The 15,893-nt window shown below is 70.0% G+C and carries 11 protein-coding genes; 5 read left to right on the top strand and 6 right to left on the bottom strand.

The features are described from left to right. Positions 1–33: 33 nt before the first annotated feature. Positions 34–330 carry a WXG100 family type VII secretion target gene (locus F8271_RS03990; protein WP_007457407.1) on the bottom strand — a complete coding sequence of 99 codons (297 nt, stop codon included), beginning with the start codon at positions 328–330 and terminating at the stop codon, positions 34–36. 233 nt (positions 331–563) lie between these two features. Between F8271_RS03990 and F8271_RS03995 the strand changes: the two genes are divergently transcribed. Continuing rightward, complete coding sequence (locus F8271_RS03995; protein ID WP_151488213.1) at positions 564–1,256, top strand: hypothetical protein; 693 nt, start codon at positions 564–566, stop codon at positions 1,254–1,256. Between the two features lie 16 nt (positions 1,257–1,272). After that, positions 1,273–1,728, top strand: a complete 456-nt coding sequence (locus F8271_RS04000; protein WP_151488214.1) for a DUF4333 domain-containing protein — start codon at positions 1,273–1,275, stop codon at positions 1,726–1,728. Positions 1,729–1,732: 4 nt separating this feature from the next. On the opposite strand, the gene F8271_RS04005 is transcribed toward F8271_RS04000, so the two are convergent. Next, a complete protein-coding gene (locus tag F8271_RS04005) occupies positions 1,733–2,908 on the bottom strand; it encodes an alcohol dehydrogenase catalytic domain-containing protein (RefSeq protein WP_255473638.1) in 1,176 nt (391 codons plus the stop codon). A gap of 352 nt (positions 2,909–3,260) precedes the next feature. Between F8271_RS04005 and F8271_RS04010 the strand changes: the two genes are divergently transcribed. Beyond that, positions 3,261–3,776, top strand: a complete 516-nt coding sequence (locus F8271_RS04010) for an RNA polymerase sigma factor (protein ID WP_192580125.1) — start codon at positions 3,261–3,263, stop codon at positions 3,774–3,776. Between the two features lie 40 nt (positions 3,777–3,816). On the opposite strand, the gene F8271_RS04015 is transcribed toward F8271_RS04010, so the two are convergent. Next, positions 3,817–5,877 (bottom strand): glycogen debranching N-terminal domain-containing protein, encoded by a 2,061-nt coding sequence (locus F8271_RS04015; RefSeq protein ID WP_225854144.1) that lies wholly within the window; start codon positions 5,875–5,877, stop codon positions 3,817–3,819. 339 nt (positions 5,878–6,216) lie between these two features. On the opposite strand from F8271_RS04015, the gene F8271_RS04020 reads away from it, so the two are divergent. Next, positions 6,217–7,113 (top strand): alpha/beta fold hydrolase, encoded by an 897-nt coding sequence (locus tag F8271_RS04020; RefSeq protein ID WP_225854145.1) that lies wholly within the window; start codon positions 6,217–6,219, stop codon positions 7,111–7,113. A 66-nt stretch (positions 7,114–7,179) separates the two neighbouring features. Here F8271_RS04020 and F8271_RS04025 read toward each other — a convergent pair whose 3' ends face one another. Further along, the gene (locus F8271_RS04025; RefSeq protein WP_225854146.1) at positions 7,180–8,463 is read right to left on the bottom strand and encodes an MFS transporter; all 1,284 of its coding nucleotides are present in this window, start codon (positions 8,461–8,463) and stop codon (positions 7,180–7,182) included. A 270-nt stretch (positions 8,464–8,733) separates the two neighbouring features. Between F8271_RS04025 and F8271_RS04030 the strand changes: the two genes are divergently transcribed. After that, a complete protein-coding gene (locus tag F8271_RS04030; protein ID WP_151488219.1) occupies positions 8,734–11,712 on the top strand; it encodes a BTAD domain-containing putative transcriptional regulator in 2,979 nt (992 codons plus the stop codon). Between the two features lie 42 nt (positions 11,713–11,754). Here F8271_RS04030 and F8271_RS04035 read toward each other — a convergent pair whose 3' ends face one another. Together F8271_RS04035 and F8271_RS04040 are read right to left on the bottom strand one after the other, a co-directional pair. Further along, a complete protein-coding gene (locus F8271_RS04035) occupies positions 11,755–12,516 on the bottom strand; it encodes a GNAT family N-acetyltransferase (RefSeq protein WP_151488220.1) in 762 nt (253 codons plus the stop codon). A gap of 54 nt (positions 12,517–12,570) precedes the next feature. Next, positions 12,571–15,474 carry a BTAD domain-containing putative transcriptional regulator gene (locus F8271_RS04040; protein WP_151488221.1) on the bottom strand — a complete coding sequence of 968 codons (2,904 nt, stop codon included), beginning with the start codon at positions 15,472–15,474 and terminating at the stop codon, positions 12,571–12,573. Between the last annotated feature and the right edge of the window lie 419 nt (positions 15,475–15,893).

Below are 15,893 nucleotides of genomic sequence, written 5' to 3' on the forward strand. Positions count from 1 at the left end.
ATCACTCACCACGCGGCCCCGACCGTTCGTTCGTCAGCGGCTGAGGCTGGCGGCGGTCTGCGTGTCGGTCTCGGAGAAGGCGTCGCTGACCTGCGTGAGGTACTGGCTGATGCCCTCCATGCCGTGCAGGGTCTGGTCGACGCTGCCCTTGTACTCCTCGAAGTACGGACCGAACTGCTGCTGGGCGCCCGGGGTGTTGTAGCCACCCTGGATCAGAGTGTCGATCTTGCTCTTCGCCTGGGTCATCCCGTCCAACAGGGTCTGCATGTTCTGCTGGAGCCAGCTCGCGGACTCCTGGATGTCCTCGCTGACGATGTGGTAGGTGGCCATGTCGCCCTCCCTCGTGTCTGGGTCTCCGGCTCGGACAGCCGATCCCTGGTGGACCGTCTTCCGCCGATGCCGCCACCCACACGGATGCCGGCACGATCCGGTTCAGGGCAGTTCCACCTTCGTCGCGGGCATCCCGTGCGGTGGTGACGGTGAACCGTTTCGCGGGGTCGTCCGTGTGGGTGCCGGACCCGTTGCACAAGCCCGGTCCACAGCGAGCACGAGGTGGAGCAAACATGGTGGGGCAAGCGCGGATCGCGCGGCACGCGATCGCACTGATCAGTCTGGCGGCGCTGGCCGCCTGCGGCGACACCGCTGGCGCGGGTGCGGGCGCCACCGCCGCCTCGCCGTCCAACGGACCGGCACCGGCCACGTCGACGGCGGGCACCGATCCGACGCCGGAGGTGGTCGAGGTGACTCCGGTCCCGGCGCCGACGGTGGCGAAGACGCAGCGTCGGGTCCAGATCTACAGCGGGCCGTCCGACGTTCCCATCCGGGACGCCGCGGACAGCGGTCGGGGTAGTTCGGTGGTGCAACTGCGGGCCATGGAGCAGAACGACATCGGCACCTACGTCGCCGACGGCCGGGGCATGACGCTCTACCGTTTCGACAAGGACACGGCGAAGCCGTCGAAGGCGACCTGCGCTGGCGACTGCGCCAAGACCTGGCCTCCGGTGCTCATCTCGTCACCCGGCCGGATCTACCCGGACGGGGTCGACCCACAGCTCGTCGGGTACGTCGAACGGGCCGACGGGACCTGCCAGGTGACCATCGGGGGTTGGCCGGTCTACCGGTTCGCCAAGGACGCCGCCCCCGGCGACATCAAGGGCCAGGGAGTCGGTGGCACCTGGTTCGCGGTCAGCCCGACGGGCGCGCGCACGAAGCCGCTTCCGGAGGTGGTCACCGTGCCGACCGCCGCCACCCGCTGAGCCCGAGGAGTTGACCATGAGCAGCCCACACGGGAGTCCCGGCAGTTCCGACACCGCCGGTGTCAGCGGAGCGACCCTGCTGGCACCGCGCTGGAAGCCGGCGCCCCCGCCGCAGTGGGGGCCGACGACGGCCGCCTCGGGGTCGGGTGGCCGGCGGCGACCGTCCGCCAGGCTCGTGGTGGCCGTCGCCGTCCCGGTCGTACTCCTGATCGTGGTGGGGACGGTCCTGGCCGTGCTCCGGCCCGGCCGGTCGGACCGGAAGGTCCTCGACACCGCGGCTCTGCAGCGCCAGGTGCTGACCGTGCTGCGCAACGACTACAAGCTCGACGCGGACGGGGTCGCCTGCCCGGTCGACCAGCCGGTGATTGACGGACACCGGTTCACCTGCACCGCCGATGTCGCCGGCACGACGGTCACGACCTGGGTGACGGTCCGAGGGACCGGCCAGCTGGAGGTCGCGCGCCCGAGATGAGTGGTCAGCCCGCCGGACGCAGGGCCACCTTGAGCCAGCCGGGGCTGCGCAGGTCGAACTCGGTGTAGGCGGCCACCGCGTCGGCGAGCGGCTCGTGCTGGGTCAGGACGGTCTCCGGGTTGATCTGGCCGGTCTCGACCATGGCCATCAGCCGGGGGATGTAGCGGGGGTGATTGCCGTTGCCGGCCTTCACGGTGAGGTTGCGCCCGAGCACCGTGCCGATCGGGAAGAACCGGTCGGTCATCGGGTAGACGCCGACGATGCCGAGGGTGCCCATCTTGGCGAGGCTCTCGATGGCCCAGGTCTGAGCCTGGCTCGGCGCGTCGCCTGGCTTCCAGTGCTCGCCCTGCGGGTTGGTCTCGGGCGCGATCTGCGCGCGCTCGTCGCGATACTGCTGGTCGGCCTGGCGGGCCTTGCCGCTCGCCGGGCCGGACTTCGGGCTCTCGGAATCCACCCCCACCGCGTCGATGGCACAGTCGGCGCCGATCCCGTTGGTCAGATCCATGATCGCTTCGACCGGGTCGGTCTCATTGAAGTTGATCACCTCGGCACCCGCGGCCCGGGCGTGCTCGAGGCGATCGGAATGGCCGTCGACGGCGATCACCCGGGCCGCGCCCCGCTGGAACGCCGAGCGGACGGCGAACTGCCCGACCGGCCCGCAGCCCCAGACGGTCGCGATCTTTCCGTCGGAGACATCGGCCACGACGGCGCCGAAGTAGCCGGTGGGGTAGATGTCCGACAACGTGATCGCCTGCGCGTCGGAGATCGAGTCCGGTATCCGGAACAGGTTCGTGTGCGCGAACGGCACCCGCGCGTACTCGGCCTGCAGTCCGTTGAACGGGCCCTGCATCTCCGGGGAGCCGGGGGATCCGGTGCCGGACCGAGGGCCGTAGGGATTGACGTTGTCGCACTGGGCGAAGTGCCCGACCCGGCAGTAGGCGCAGGACCCGCAGGCCCACACCGCTGAGATCACCACCCGGTCGCCGGGCTTGAGGTTCCGAACGTCCGAGCCGACCTCCTCGACCACGCCCACACCCTCGTGACCGAGGATCTTTCCCGGCTTCATCCCGGGCACCGTGCCGCGGACGAAGTGCAGATCCGTACCGCAGATCGCCGCGGTGGTCACCCGCACGACGGCGTCCGTCGACTGTTCGAGGCCCGGATCCGCGACGGTGTCCACACGGATGTCTCCCAAGCCGTGAAAGACCACAGCCTTCATCGCACAACTCCGATCAGCGTGGGGATGCCTACGGCCGGTTGCCTGGAGCGTGATTCGCGCCGGTCTACCCGCCGTGGCCGGCACGAAACGTGGCAGATCAGCGCCAACTGCCACACACAGCGCGCTGCCCACCGACCGGGCTCACGGCGCCGACTTGACGAGGACTTTCCCGAACCGGCGACGGTGGGCGTCCCGCCAAGAGTTCTTCACGAGGCTGGATGGTGGCGGTCCGTAGCGTCGGGCGCGGACCAACCGCTGGTACCGCGGGGTGGGGCCACTCCCCGCCCACATCTCGGGAGGCCAGGCACCAGAGATGGCGAACACTGATCAACACTGTGCGGACGCCGGCCGAACGCAATCGCTGAACGAGCTGATGTCCGATCACGCAGAGTCGCTGTTCACCTATGTCAGAGCGCTGGTGCGGGACCACCATCTCGCCGAGGACATCGTCCAGGAGACCTTCCTGCGGGCGTGGCGGCACACCCACCGCCTCCCCTGCGGCGGGAGCCCGCTTCGGGACTGGTTGACATCCGTCGCGCGGGACCTGGCAGTCACGTCTCTTCGGGAGTGCGCCGCCCAGCGCGAGAGCATCGAGCCCGAGTTCGACGTCTCACAGCCGGATCACGCGGATGCCGCCGTCGCCACGGCGGAGGCGATCACGCTGCTGCGGCGGCTTCCCGAGGAACATCGCGCGGTGCTGCTGCACACCTACCTGGCGGGTCGGACGACGCACCAGACGGCCCGCGCACTCGGGGTGCCGGTCCGTACGGTCAGGTCCTGGCACCGCTGGGCACTGTCCACGCTGCGGGCGAGTTGCCGGACACCATGAGACGTCGGCGTCGGACCGGTCCGGTGGGGTGTGGCGCGGATCAGGCGGAGGAGCGCGTTCCGGTGGCCTCGATGGTCCGCCGTACACCGTGCACGGTGACACCGGCCAGCCGGATGCTCCCCAACGCGTCGGGGATGTGCGGGTCGATGGCGACGGTTCCGTCGCGGACGTCGAGCCCGAGCATCGTGCGCAGGAGCAGCAGGGGCGCCCCGCTGGCCCAGGCCTGGGGATTGCAGGCGGTGGGGTACGGCACCGGTCGCCGGCCGAGCCCTCGGTCGTACCCGGAGAACGCCTCGGGCAGGCGGTACTCGAAGTGGGCGGCCGCCTCCATCATCGCCGTCGCGATCCGATTCGCCTCGTCGCGGTAGCCGTAGCGGGCGAGGCCGGCGGCGATGATCGAGTTGTCGTGCGGCCAGACGGTGCCGAGGTGGTAGCCGATGGGGTTGTATCCCACATCCGCGCTGGACAGGGTCCGGACGCCCCAGCCGGAGAACATCTCATCCGACATCAACTGCCGGGCGACCGCTTCGGCGCGGTCGGGCGGGACGATCCCGCTCCACAGCAGGTGGCCCATGTTCGAGGTGATCGAGTCGATGGGACGCTTGTCGGCGTCGAGGCCGATCGCGTAGTAGCCGCCGCGCGCGGGCAGCCAGTAGTCACGGTTGAACCGGTCCCGCAGATCGGCGGCTTCGGCGCGCAGCCGGCGAGCCAACGCGGGGTCGGCCCAGGGCCCGTCGGCGAGTTGGGCGGCACGGACCTTCGCGTCGTAGGTGTAGCCCTGGATCTCGCAGGTGGCGACCGGCAGGGCGGGCAGCGTGCTGTCGGCGAACTGCACGCCGTCCGGCGAGTCGCGCCAGCACTGGTTGCGCATGCCCTCGTGCGAGCGCGTGCCGTACTCGACGTAGCCGTCGCCGTCGCGGTCCCCGAAGTGGTCGATCCACCGCAGGGCCGCGTCGGCGTTGGGACGCAACTGCCGGACCAACGCGTCGTCGCCCGTCCACCGCCAGTACTCGGAGAGCAGGATGAGCCACAGCTGGGTCGTGTCGGCGGCACCGAAACACGGACCGTACGGCATGACGCCGAGCTGCGTCAGCTCACCGGACCGGAACTCGTGCAGGATCTTTCCGGGCTCCTCGTCGCTGAAGTCGTCCACGACGGTGCCCTGGTGTTTGGCGAGGGTGACCAGCGCGCCCCGGGCCACGTCCGCTCCACAGCTGATGCTCTGGTACGCGGCGATCAGGGTGTCCCGCCCGAACACCGCCAGGAACCAGGGCATGCCGGCGGCCAGCAGGACGACCTGCTCGCCATTGATCTCCTTGACGATCCGCATCGACACCAGGTCGACTGCCGACTTGTGGTAGACGTTGTACAACAGGTCCGATTCCGCACTGAGGTGCGGCTTGTTGGCCAGCCACCGCGACGTCGCGTCGTCCGGGCCGGGGTCGTGCGGCTCGCCGAAGCCACGGCCGCTCGGCCGGTACTCCTTGCCTCGGCAGTTCAGCAGCACCCGCAGCTCGCCATGCCAGGTCTCGCCTCGCCGAAGGTGCACCTCCCAGACCAGTGAATCGCCCTCCAGCCGGTCGGCACGCGGCTCGGCCTCGACCGTGGTGACGGCCGACCAGTTCGACTTCTGGTACGAGAAGCACAGGGTGGAATCGTCGGGCCGGTGGGTGCGCCGGACGTCGGACTGCCGGCTCCGGCTGCCCTGCCGCTTGATCTCGAAGAGATCGGCGAAGTCCGCGTCGACAGCCAAACGCAGGCACACCGAGACCGGTTCGACGCCGAAATACTGCACCGCGATCCGCTCGTACATGCCGTCTCCGACAAACCGCTCACGCCGCACGCCGATCCGGTTCGTCGGCAGGCCCGGGATCTCCGGGTTCGCGAGAAAGAACGCCGCCGAGTACGCGTCGACCGTGCTCGCACTGAGTACCAGCGGAGCGTGCCCGTCGACGGTCATCTCCCACCGGCTGATGAAACGGGTGTCGTCGTGCACCAGGCCGGCAATGGAGTTCGCCGGCACGTCACCGATCGAATTGGACAACATGAACGTCCGGCCCTCAAATACGCCGATCGCGTCCGAGCCCAATTCCGGCGGCATCTCGCGGTTGGCCCCACCGGCGGTGGGCCCGGTTCGTTCGCCGGATCGTGGTCCGGCCCGCGTCGACCGAGATTGCATGACACCCGTCCCCTCGCCGCCGGCAACGAGCAGCGCCGCCGGACACGCTCGCAGTCTAGGACCGCCGGGGACGGCCTCGTCGCGATATCGCCAGGTCGACCCGACCGACCTGACACCCCACCGCGTCACGCAGCGGGACGGCTCTTAACCCGGCAGTGGACGGGAAATGAACTGGAAATCAACTTTATTGCGGCAGTATCGATGGCCAGGGGGGCGACTGGGGACGTTTTCAACTCGGATCTTCGAGGAGCTTTGCACGCCATGAGTCGTACGCCTGAGGGCCGCCACACTGTTCGAGCGGGCGAAGTGTCCCTGGTCTGTCATATTCGCGGCCACGGCCCACTGTGCGTGGTGCATCCGGGTGGTCCCGGAATGCACTGGGAATATCTGAGGATGCCGTTGGTCGAACGGGACCACACGGTGATCTACCTCGAACCGGCCGGAACGGGCGGTTCGAGTGGGCTGTCCGGCGATCATCGGTACGACATCGCCACCTACGTGGAGCACCTGGACGCCGTTGCCGGATTCTTCGCCGAGGGGCCGATCGTCGTTCTCGGGCACGGGCACGGTGGTTTCGTCGCGCAGAGTTACGCGTTGCGCCGGCCGGACAAGACCGCCGGTCTGATCCTCTACGCCACGGCACCGGCCGCGCTGGCACGCCGGACCCTGGGCAGCTTCGCCGTGGAGAGCGCCCCGAGGCAGGACATGCCCTCGGCCACCCAACGCCTGCGGGAGATCGTCCCGGCACACTTCGCGCACTATTCGCGGCGGGAGGTGGAGTTCGTGGGCATGCGCGGCATGCTCCGGTGCTGGCCGCGACCGGCGGTGGAGTTCGACGAGGTCTTCGACGTGCGGGACGAGCTGCACCTGATCACGGTGCCGACCATGGTCATCGCCGGGGCGCACGACGTCAGCTTCGGACCGGAGTGCGCCGCGATCCTGCAGGCGGGCATTCCCGATGCCGGACTCCGCGTGTTCGAGAACAGCGGCCACTTCGCCCACCTGGAGGAGGCGGAACGGTTCGCCCACGTGGTGCGGGAGTTCACGCGCCGCGCGTCGACGCCGCGGTCGACTCCACCCTCCGAGGCACCGGAGACGCGAAACCCGCATGACCACCCGGAGTCGGCCGGCCTGCCGGTACGTCCTCTGTGCTGGTGACGCACGCCCGTGCCGGTGGACGGTCGGGCCCTCGCGGGTCCGGCCGCCCACCGCACGACGTGCGCGTCAGCTGGGCGTACCGGCTGACCTGACCCGACCCACGGTGGTGAGGTAGAGGACCAGACCCGCGGCGGTGAGGGCGAATCCCGCCCAGACGGTGGAGAGGGTTCCCCATCCGAGGCCGAGGGTCACGGCGCCACCGATCGCGCCGAGCGAGTTGGCGAGGTTGAGAGCGGCCAGGTTGAGCGCCCCCATCAGGGTCGGCGCGTCGGGCGCGAACCCGGTCAGCCGCACCTGGATCGTGGGGATCGCGAACATCATGGTCGCGCCGACGCCGAACAGTGCCGGCAGGAGGATCAGGATGTCGCTGCCGGCGACGCCGATCGCCACGAGCACCACGAGCACGTAGCTGAAGCCGTAGATCAGCGGGCGGCTGCCGTACCTGTCGGCCGCCCGGCCGCCGTAGTAGTTGCCGAACGCCATGCCGAGGCCGAAGACGGCGAGGGCGACGGGGATGAGTGCCGGGCTCTCCCGCGCCGCATCGGTGACGAACGGCCCGATGAACGTGTAGACGGCGAAGATGCTGGAGATGCCGAGCGCCGCGACCGCCACCATGAGCCAGACGTTGAGCCGCCGAAGAGCGCCGAGTTCGCGTGCCACCGAGCTACCGCGCAGGTCGTCGGTGCGTGGCAGCCAGGCCAGCAGCGCCGCGCCGGCCAGCAGACCCACCCCGACCACGGTCCAGTAGGTGGTGCGCCACCCGGCGTGCTGACCGACGAAGGTGCCCAACGGCGATCCGACGACCGTGGCCACGGTCAGGCCGCCCATCACGGTGGCGAAGGCCTTTCCGCCCTTGCCGGGCCCGTAGACGTAGGCGGCGACGACCGCCCCGGCGCCGAAGAACGCGCCCTGCACGCTGCCCGTGATGAACCGGAAGACGATGAGGGTCACGATGTTCGGGGCCAGGGCGGAGAGCACGTTGCCGACCAGGAAGAGCGCGATCAGGCCGAGCAGAAGGGTACGACGGTTGGCTCGGGCCGCCAGGAGTGTGATCGCCGGTGAGCCGATCATGACGCCGAACGCGTAGGCGCTGATCGCGTACGTCGCGACCGGGATGGACGCGCCCATGTCGGCGGCGAAGAGCTGAATGATCCCGTTGCTGCCGAACTCACCGGTGCCGATGGCGAAGGTCCCCAGGGCCAGGGCGAACAGGGTCAGTCCGCCCCGGCGGCTCGACGTCGCCTCGCCGGTGTGCCGGTCCTCCTCGGCGGCGCACTGGGGTTCGTACGCCTTGTTGTGCATTCCGGCGTGAGCCGGGGCGCGCAGGGTCCTGCTTCCTGACGCAGTCATGGGGGCCGTCCTTGCTGGGAGGTACATGTCCGGGCACATCCTGGCGACGGTCAGTTGACATCTTCTGGTTTCCGTCCCGGAGTCGCGGGGAGGGTTTCGCCCCGGCCTCGCCGTTCGACGGCGGGTGTCCGTTTCGATTTGGCGCGACGAGGCTGGTCAGCGCGACGGACGTAGACTTGGCGGCACCGCTGGCAACGACACATTCGCGATCCGTTGGGATCGGAGCGGCTGTCTGCCCGACGGGCCCCGAAACAGAAGCAGGAGATTGACATGTCGAACTCGGCCGGCGCACTTGCCGTCCGCGCCGACGAGGGACCAGGCCCGGCCGGTGGCACGCTGCACTTCGAGATCCTGGGGCCCCTGCGGCTGTGGCGCGACGGCGTCGAGGTGAACGCCGGGCCCCGGCAGCAGTGCTACCTGCTGGCCCTGCTGCTCGCTCGACCCGGACGGCCGATCAGCATGAGTGAGCTGATCGAGCTGATCTGGGGTGAGGATGCTCCGGCCAGCGCCGCCAATGTGATCCACAAGTACGTCGGCACGTTGCGGCGCCTGATGGAACCCGCGCTCCCGCTGCGCGGCACCGGTTCATATCTGCGGCGGCACGGCGACGGCTACCTGTTCGCTCCGTCCCCCGGCATGCTGGACCTGATCACCTTCCGTGAGTTCGTCAGCGCCGCAAGGGCCAGTCTCGTCCTGCGGCACCGGGACGAGGCACTGGACCGCTACGTCGAGGCGCTGGGGCTCTGGCGCGGGCCCGCGGGCGACACGTACGCCTACGGGACACCCGCAATGTCGATCTTCATTGCCCTCGACCGTGAGTTCCTCGACGTGTGCGTGTCCGCCGCCGAGCTGGCGGTGTCGCTGGGTCGTCCGGCACGGGTGCTGCGACCCCTGCGACTGGCCGCCTCGATGGCGCCGTTGCACGAACCCGTCCAGGCAGGTCTCATCTCCGCCCTCGCCGCGGCCGGCCACCAGGCCGAGGCACTGGAGGTGTTCCGGACCGTACGCAACCGCCTCGTCGAGGACCTGGGCATCGAACCCGGCGAGGCACTTCAGGCCGCGCACCGGCAGGTGCTGAGCCAGGCGCCGATCGCGCCGGCCACCGACGGGGCGGGCGACCGCGAGGCGCAGACGTTCGACCGCTTCCCGGCGGCACCGCTGGTGCGGCCGGCACAGCTGCCACCCGACCTGCCCACCTTCGTCGGCCGTGTCGACGAACTCGCGACTCTCCATCGCCTTCGCGACGGCCTGGACGACGCCGAGCGGACCGGTCCGCTGATCGTGGCTCTCGACGGGATGGGCGGGGTCGGCAAATCCACGCTGGCCGCCCACTTCGCCCACCTGGTCGCCGGTGACTTCGCCGACGGCCAGCTGTACCTGGACCTGCGCGGAGACCAGACCGATGTCGAGAGCATGTCCGCCGGGGATGCCCTGGGGTCGCTGTTGTCCTCCCAGGGTGTCCACGTGTCCAGCGTTCCGGAGACCCTCGCCGCGCGTGCCGGCATCTACCGCAGCCTCACCGCCCGCAAGCGCGTCCTGGTGCTCCTCGACAACGCACGCGACTCGGCGCAGCTACGCCCGCTGCTGCCGAATTCGACGGAGAGCCTGGTTCTCGTGACGAGCCGCAAGCCGCTCGTCGAGCTTTCCGCCCTCGACGGTGCCCACCTGCTGCACCTCGACCCTCCGGACATGACGACCGCCCGCAAGCTGGTCCGGCGCCGGCTCGACCGCGCTCCGAACCGTCCTGTGGCGGAAACCCCCGCTCCGGCCGACATCCTGGACGAGATCATCGAGTTGTGCGGTCGCCTCCCACTGGCGCTGGCCATCCTGGCCGGGCGCCTGAGCGCTCGTCCCCACCTCTCCCTCGCGAACGTGGCTGCCGAGCTCCGCGACGGGACCGAACGGCTCGCGGCCTTCTCCAGCGGCCGAGGCGTACGCGATCCACGTGCCGCCTTCGCCTGGTCGTACCGCCAGCTCAGCTCGGAGGCCGCCCGCCTCTTCCGGCTGTCCTCCGCCGCCATGGCGTCGGGCATCTCGGCCGCGGCGTTCGCCAGCCTGTCCGAGACTCAGCCCCGGGTCGCCCGCGCCATCCTGCGGGACCTCGCCGACGCGGCGCTGCTGGACGAGGACGACAGGGGCCGGTTCACATCCCATGTCCTGGTCAAGGCGTACGCACAGGAGCTGTTCCTGGAGGAGGAGTCCGCGTCGGACCGGGAGGCGGCGACCACCCGGCTCCTGCAGCACTATCTGCAGAGCAGCTACCACGCGGCGACCGCGCTGGTGCCGCAGAGTTCGATGATCGCCCCGCCACCGGCGCCGGCCACGATCGTTCCGGAGCGGCCCACCGGCTACGGCGAGGCGATGCGGTGGTTCGACGACCACCGCGAGGTGTTGCCGGAAGCGGTGCGGCACGCGGCCGAGGGCAACGTCGCCACCGTCCCGTGGCAGCTGGCCCTCACCATGCAGCCGTGGTTGCAGCGCAGCGGGCGGTTCCACGACTGGCAGGACGTCACGCGGCTCGCACTGAAATCCGCCCGGGACCGGGGGGATCGGGTCGGTGCGGCACAGGCCATGCGAAGCCTCGCCGACTCCTGCTACTACTTCGCCGCCTACGACGAGGCCCTCGACCTGCTCTCGGATGCGCAGGAGGTCTTCGCGGAGGACGGCATGCTCCTGGAACAGGGGATCGTCCACGCGACCCTGCACCGGATCAACACCGAGCTCGGCCGACACGAGTCTGCGCTCGAGGAGAGCGACAGGGCACTGGCGCTGTACCGCGCCGCCGGTGTCGAACAGGGTGCGATCCGGGCCTTGGCGGCCCGGGGACACTCACTCGCCCGGCTGGGCGCTGTCGATGAGGCCCTGTCGTGCCTGCAGGACGCGCTCGCCCGCAGTGTGCAGGCCGAGTGGAGGACGGACGAGGCCGACATCCGCCTCGCCCTCGCCGAGTGTCTTGGTGAGATGGGTCGTCAGCACCAGGCCGTCCGGCAACTTGAGCAGGCGGTGGAGGCGGCCGTCGAGGCGCAGAACAGCACCGGTGTCTTCCAGGCGTCGATCCTGCTCTGCGAGGCGCACCTCGATCTCGATGACGTGCCGGCGGCCTGCCAGGAGTGGCGCAACGCCTGCGACGCCATGCACACCATGCAGAACGGCGGCACCCGGACGATGCGCGACAAGGTCTGCGACATCGGCGACAGGCTGCACTATGTCACCGAGTTCCCGCCGCGCTCACAGGACACGCAACGGTAACCGGGCTGCCCACGCTCCGGCGTCGTCCGCCGGAGCGGACGCTCACCGCGCCGTGAACATGGTCCAGTTGTCCACGAGCCGGAAGCCCATCGACTCGTAGAGCGGCTGGCCCATCACGCTGGGCAGCAGAAAGGCCCATCGGGCGCCGGCTGCGACGCCGTCGCGCAGCACCGCCTCGGTGATCGCCCGGCCCAGGCCCCGACCTCGTGCGGACGGGACGACGGCGATGTTGTAGACACCGATCGCGTCGGGGGTCCGGATTCCGAAGCCGGTACCGACGGGCTGGCCGTCGTCCTCGGCCAGGTATCCGGTCATGGAGGCGGCATCGAGCACGCCGCCGCCCATGAGTGGTCCGAAGACGCTCTCGGGCGTTTCGAAGCCCTGGGCGAGGATCTCCGTGTAGAGGTCGCTCCTCGCCGCGCCGACGTGGTGCACCAGCTCGCGCTGTGCCGCGCTCGCCCGGAACACGAGGTCGTCCACGGCGCAGCCCAGTATCGGCACCTCCTGGCGCTCGACCAGCCCGTGCCGGGCCGCGAGATCGACGACCTCGTCGCCCACGCCACGCCGTACCATGATCGACCACCGTGCGCCCTGCCTGCCCACCTCGGTCGCCACCTCGTCGAGCGACCCGAGATCCGGCTCCGGCGTCATGTCGTAGGCCACGTTCAACAGCGGCACGCCGCAGTGGGTCAGCGAACCCCGGGCGGTGCCCCGCTCGGCGTGCCAGCCCTTCGGTGTCACCGCCACGAGCGCCTCGAAGGCGTCGAAATAGGCCGCCGTCATCCGGTCAGCGGTGCTGGTCATAACCGTCCCCTCGACAGTGCGCGGCCACCTGGATCCGGGTGGCCGGGCGGCAGGTTACCGCTGGTCATCGCGGTGGTCCGACGGTATCTTCTGCGCCAGCCAGGCGAAACGATCCCGTAGCCGTTCCGGCCCGCCGTCCGGAAAGCTGGCGAGAACCTCGCCGGCTCGTTTGAACACCACTGCCGCCCCGCCGACGTCACCGACGGACATCAACAGTTCGGCGAGCCGGTGCAGGGCCTCGAACTCGTTCGGCCGGTGGCTCACCCGCCGCGAGGTCTCGGCCGATAACTCCAACTGCTCCACCGCCTCGCGGACGCGGCCCGTCTCGGCGAGGTTCGAGGCGATGGCCATCCGCGTCTCGCCCTCCATCGCGATCAGCGTCGCGTCCCAGCCGGCCTCAAGGTCGCCACGGATCTGCTCGTGCAGGTCGAGGGCCTGCTCCAGCATGGCGGCCGACTCGTCGAGCCGACCGAGACGGGCAAGCGAACTGCCCGTCAACATGAGGCTCAGGGTCACCGCACGGCGGTAGCCGATCTCGCGATAGAGGGCCAACGCCGTCTCGCCGTGCACGAGCGCCTGCCCGTGCCGGCCGAGCGCTTCGTGCACCCAGTGGAGGTTGGTGTGCACCAGGGCCTGCTCCAGACGCATGCCCCGCTCCTCGAAGATCCGCAGGGCGGCCGCCAGCAGGTCGAGCGTCTCCTCGCTGGCCCCGAACGACCACCGGGCGCCAGCCAGGCTGCGCAGGGTGTGCGCCTCGCCGACCTCGTCGCCGCCCTCCCGGGCCGCCTGCAGGGCCGCGCGCATCACGTCCTCCCAGTCCTGGAAGTACCCGGCCCACTGCAGGTACTGCTGCATGGTGATGGCGAGCTGCCAGGGCACGATGCCGTACCCGAGGTGCTCCGCCAGCCGGACAGCCTCCTTGAGCACCTCACGCTGGTCGGCGAACCAGGCGATGGCCTCCTCGTAGGTCGCCGGCTGTTCGGGCACGACACCGGGCGGCGCCGGCGGGGGCTCGATCGGAACCCGGTGAGGTGCGAGCAGCACCTGCGCGTTGTAGCTGCTGTGCAGGTAGTACTGCAGCAGGCGGCAGACCGCGTCCTGGCGTTCCTCCGCCGACTCGACGTCCTGGAGGCACTCCTGCGCGTACGCCTTGACCAGCACGTGCGACGTGAACCGTCCGTCCTCGTGTTCGGTCACCAACGCCGCCTCGGTCAGCTCGGCAAGTTCGGCGTGCGTCCTGGCCGACTCCCGGCCCGACAGGCTGACACAGGCCTGCGCCGTGATTCCGGGGGTCAGGGAGACGGCCAGTAGCCGGAAGAGCCGGGCCGCGCCGGGGCTGAGCTGCCGGTACGACCAGGAGAACGCGGTGCGCGGATCGTGCGCGCCCACACCCCCGGGGAACGCCTCCAGACGGCGCGCACCGTCACGAAGGTCGGCAAGGACGGACGCCAGTGACAGGGTGGGACGCGCGGTGAGGCGAGCGGCCAGGATCGCCAGCGCCAGCGGCAGCCGCCCGCACAGCTCGGTGATCTCGTCCACGATCGCGATGTCCGCTTGACCGATCCTGCGTTTCGTCCAGCGCTCGAGGCGGTGCACCAGGAGTTCCCGGGCCGACGGGAGATCCGGTACGTCGAGACGCAGCAGGTACGCGCCGTCGAAGGCGGCGAGTCCGAGCAGCGGACGCCGGCTGGTGAGCAGCACCAGGCTGTCGGCGGAGTTCGGCAGCAGCGGACGAACCTGCCCGGCATCGCGCACGTTGTCCACCAGCAGCAGAACGCGTTTCCCCGCCGTCAAACTGCGGTACGTCCCGACGCGCGCGTCGAACGTGTCGGGGACCTGCGACGCGGGGACGCCCAACGCGTACAGGATGGAGCGCAGGGCGTCGCCGGCACGGACGGCATCGTCGTCGTCCTGCTCGCCCTGGAGGTCGAGGTAGAGCTGACCGTCGGTGAACTCGTCGGCGACGAGACGGGCGAAGTGAGCGGCCAGAGTGGACTTGCCCACGCCACCCATGCCGTCCATCGCCACCACCAGTGGGCTGGTCCTCCCGTCGTCGCGCATACCGGCCACGAGGTCGCTCAGGAGGGCGAGCTCGCTCGACCGCCCGACGAACTGCGACAGGTCCGGAGGCAGTTGCGCCGGGCGGACCAGCGGCGCGACGGGGACGTCGTCGGACCGGACGCCGGGTACGACGGAGTCCGCCTCGGCGGCCTGCGGCAGGGCGCTCTGGGTCAGGACCTGACGGTGGGCGTCCTGGAGACTGTGCCCGGGATCGATGCCCAGCTCCTCGACGAGGCGCTCGCGGATCTTCCGGTACACCGCCAACGCCTCGGCCTGCTGGCCGGCTGCGGCGAGGGTCGTCACCAGGCTCGCGTGAACGACCTCGTGCAGCGGATCCATCTCGGCCGCGAGCCGCAGCGGTGTCAGAACCCGCGACGGTTGGCGCACCCGGACGGCGATCCTGGCCGCGTCGACCACCGCGTCGAAGAATTCGCCCACGATGCCCGCGAAGGTCGCCGCGGCCCGGTTGCTGTCCGCCAGGGAGTCTCCGGCGAAGCCGCGGCAGAGTTGCAGGGCTTCGGCGTAGTAGTCCAGCGCCTCGTCCGGGCGGCCCTTGGCCACGCTCGCCTGCGCCGAGGCGACGCGCCAGCGGAACGCCACCAGGTCGAGCATCTCCGGGCCCGCGGTGAATCGGTATCCGTTGCCGCTGCGCAACAGGTAGGACCCGGAGGCACGCGGCGGCAGGTCGGGTTCGAGAAGGCGGCGCAACGCACCGATGTATTTGTGGATCACATTTACCGCGCTGGGCGGTGAGTCCGCGCCCCAGATCAGCGCGGTCAGATCGGTCATGCTGATCGGGTGGCCCACGCGAGCCAGCAGGAGCGCGAGCAGGCACCGTTGCTGCCGTGGGCCCGCGTCGAGTTCGGTGGCACCCCGCCAGACCCGCAATGGACCCATGATTTGCAGGCGAAGCGGTCCCCCTTCACCGTCGTGGATCCGGCCGGCCCCTGCACCTGCCGGCCGGGTATTGCTGTCGAATGGACGGCGCTGGGCTGGGATCACGCACTGGTCCCTGGCGCCGATGTATCAGCCGAACTGTGGCGGGACAAAACGCACTCGCCCCCCGTTTTCTGCATGAATTCCCCCCCGCGTCGCGTCTGGCTTGCGGGAACCCCCTGTTGCCGCAAACCAGAGCCCTGACACGATTCAAAGCCACGAATCAAGCTAGTCACGCTCAGTGAAGATTCTCTTGACAACAACTAGACCGGCTGTCGCGGCAATCAACTCGGCGTCGAGCGGGCGAGCGCGGAAGGCACCCGCACCCCTGGCTGGCCTGCCTTTTCATCCCGTCACGAGGAGGATGAGGATGACGACGG

The sequence above is a fragment of the Micromonospora sp. ALFpr18c genome (genome assembly GCF_008868155.1).
Classification (GTDB): Bacteria; Actinomycetota; Actinomycetes; order Mycobacteriales; family Micromonosporaceae; genus Micromonospora.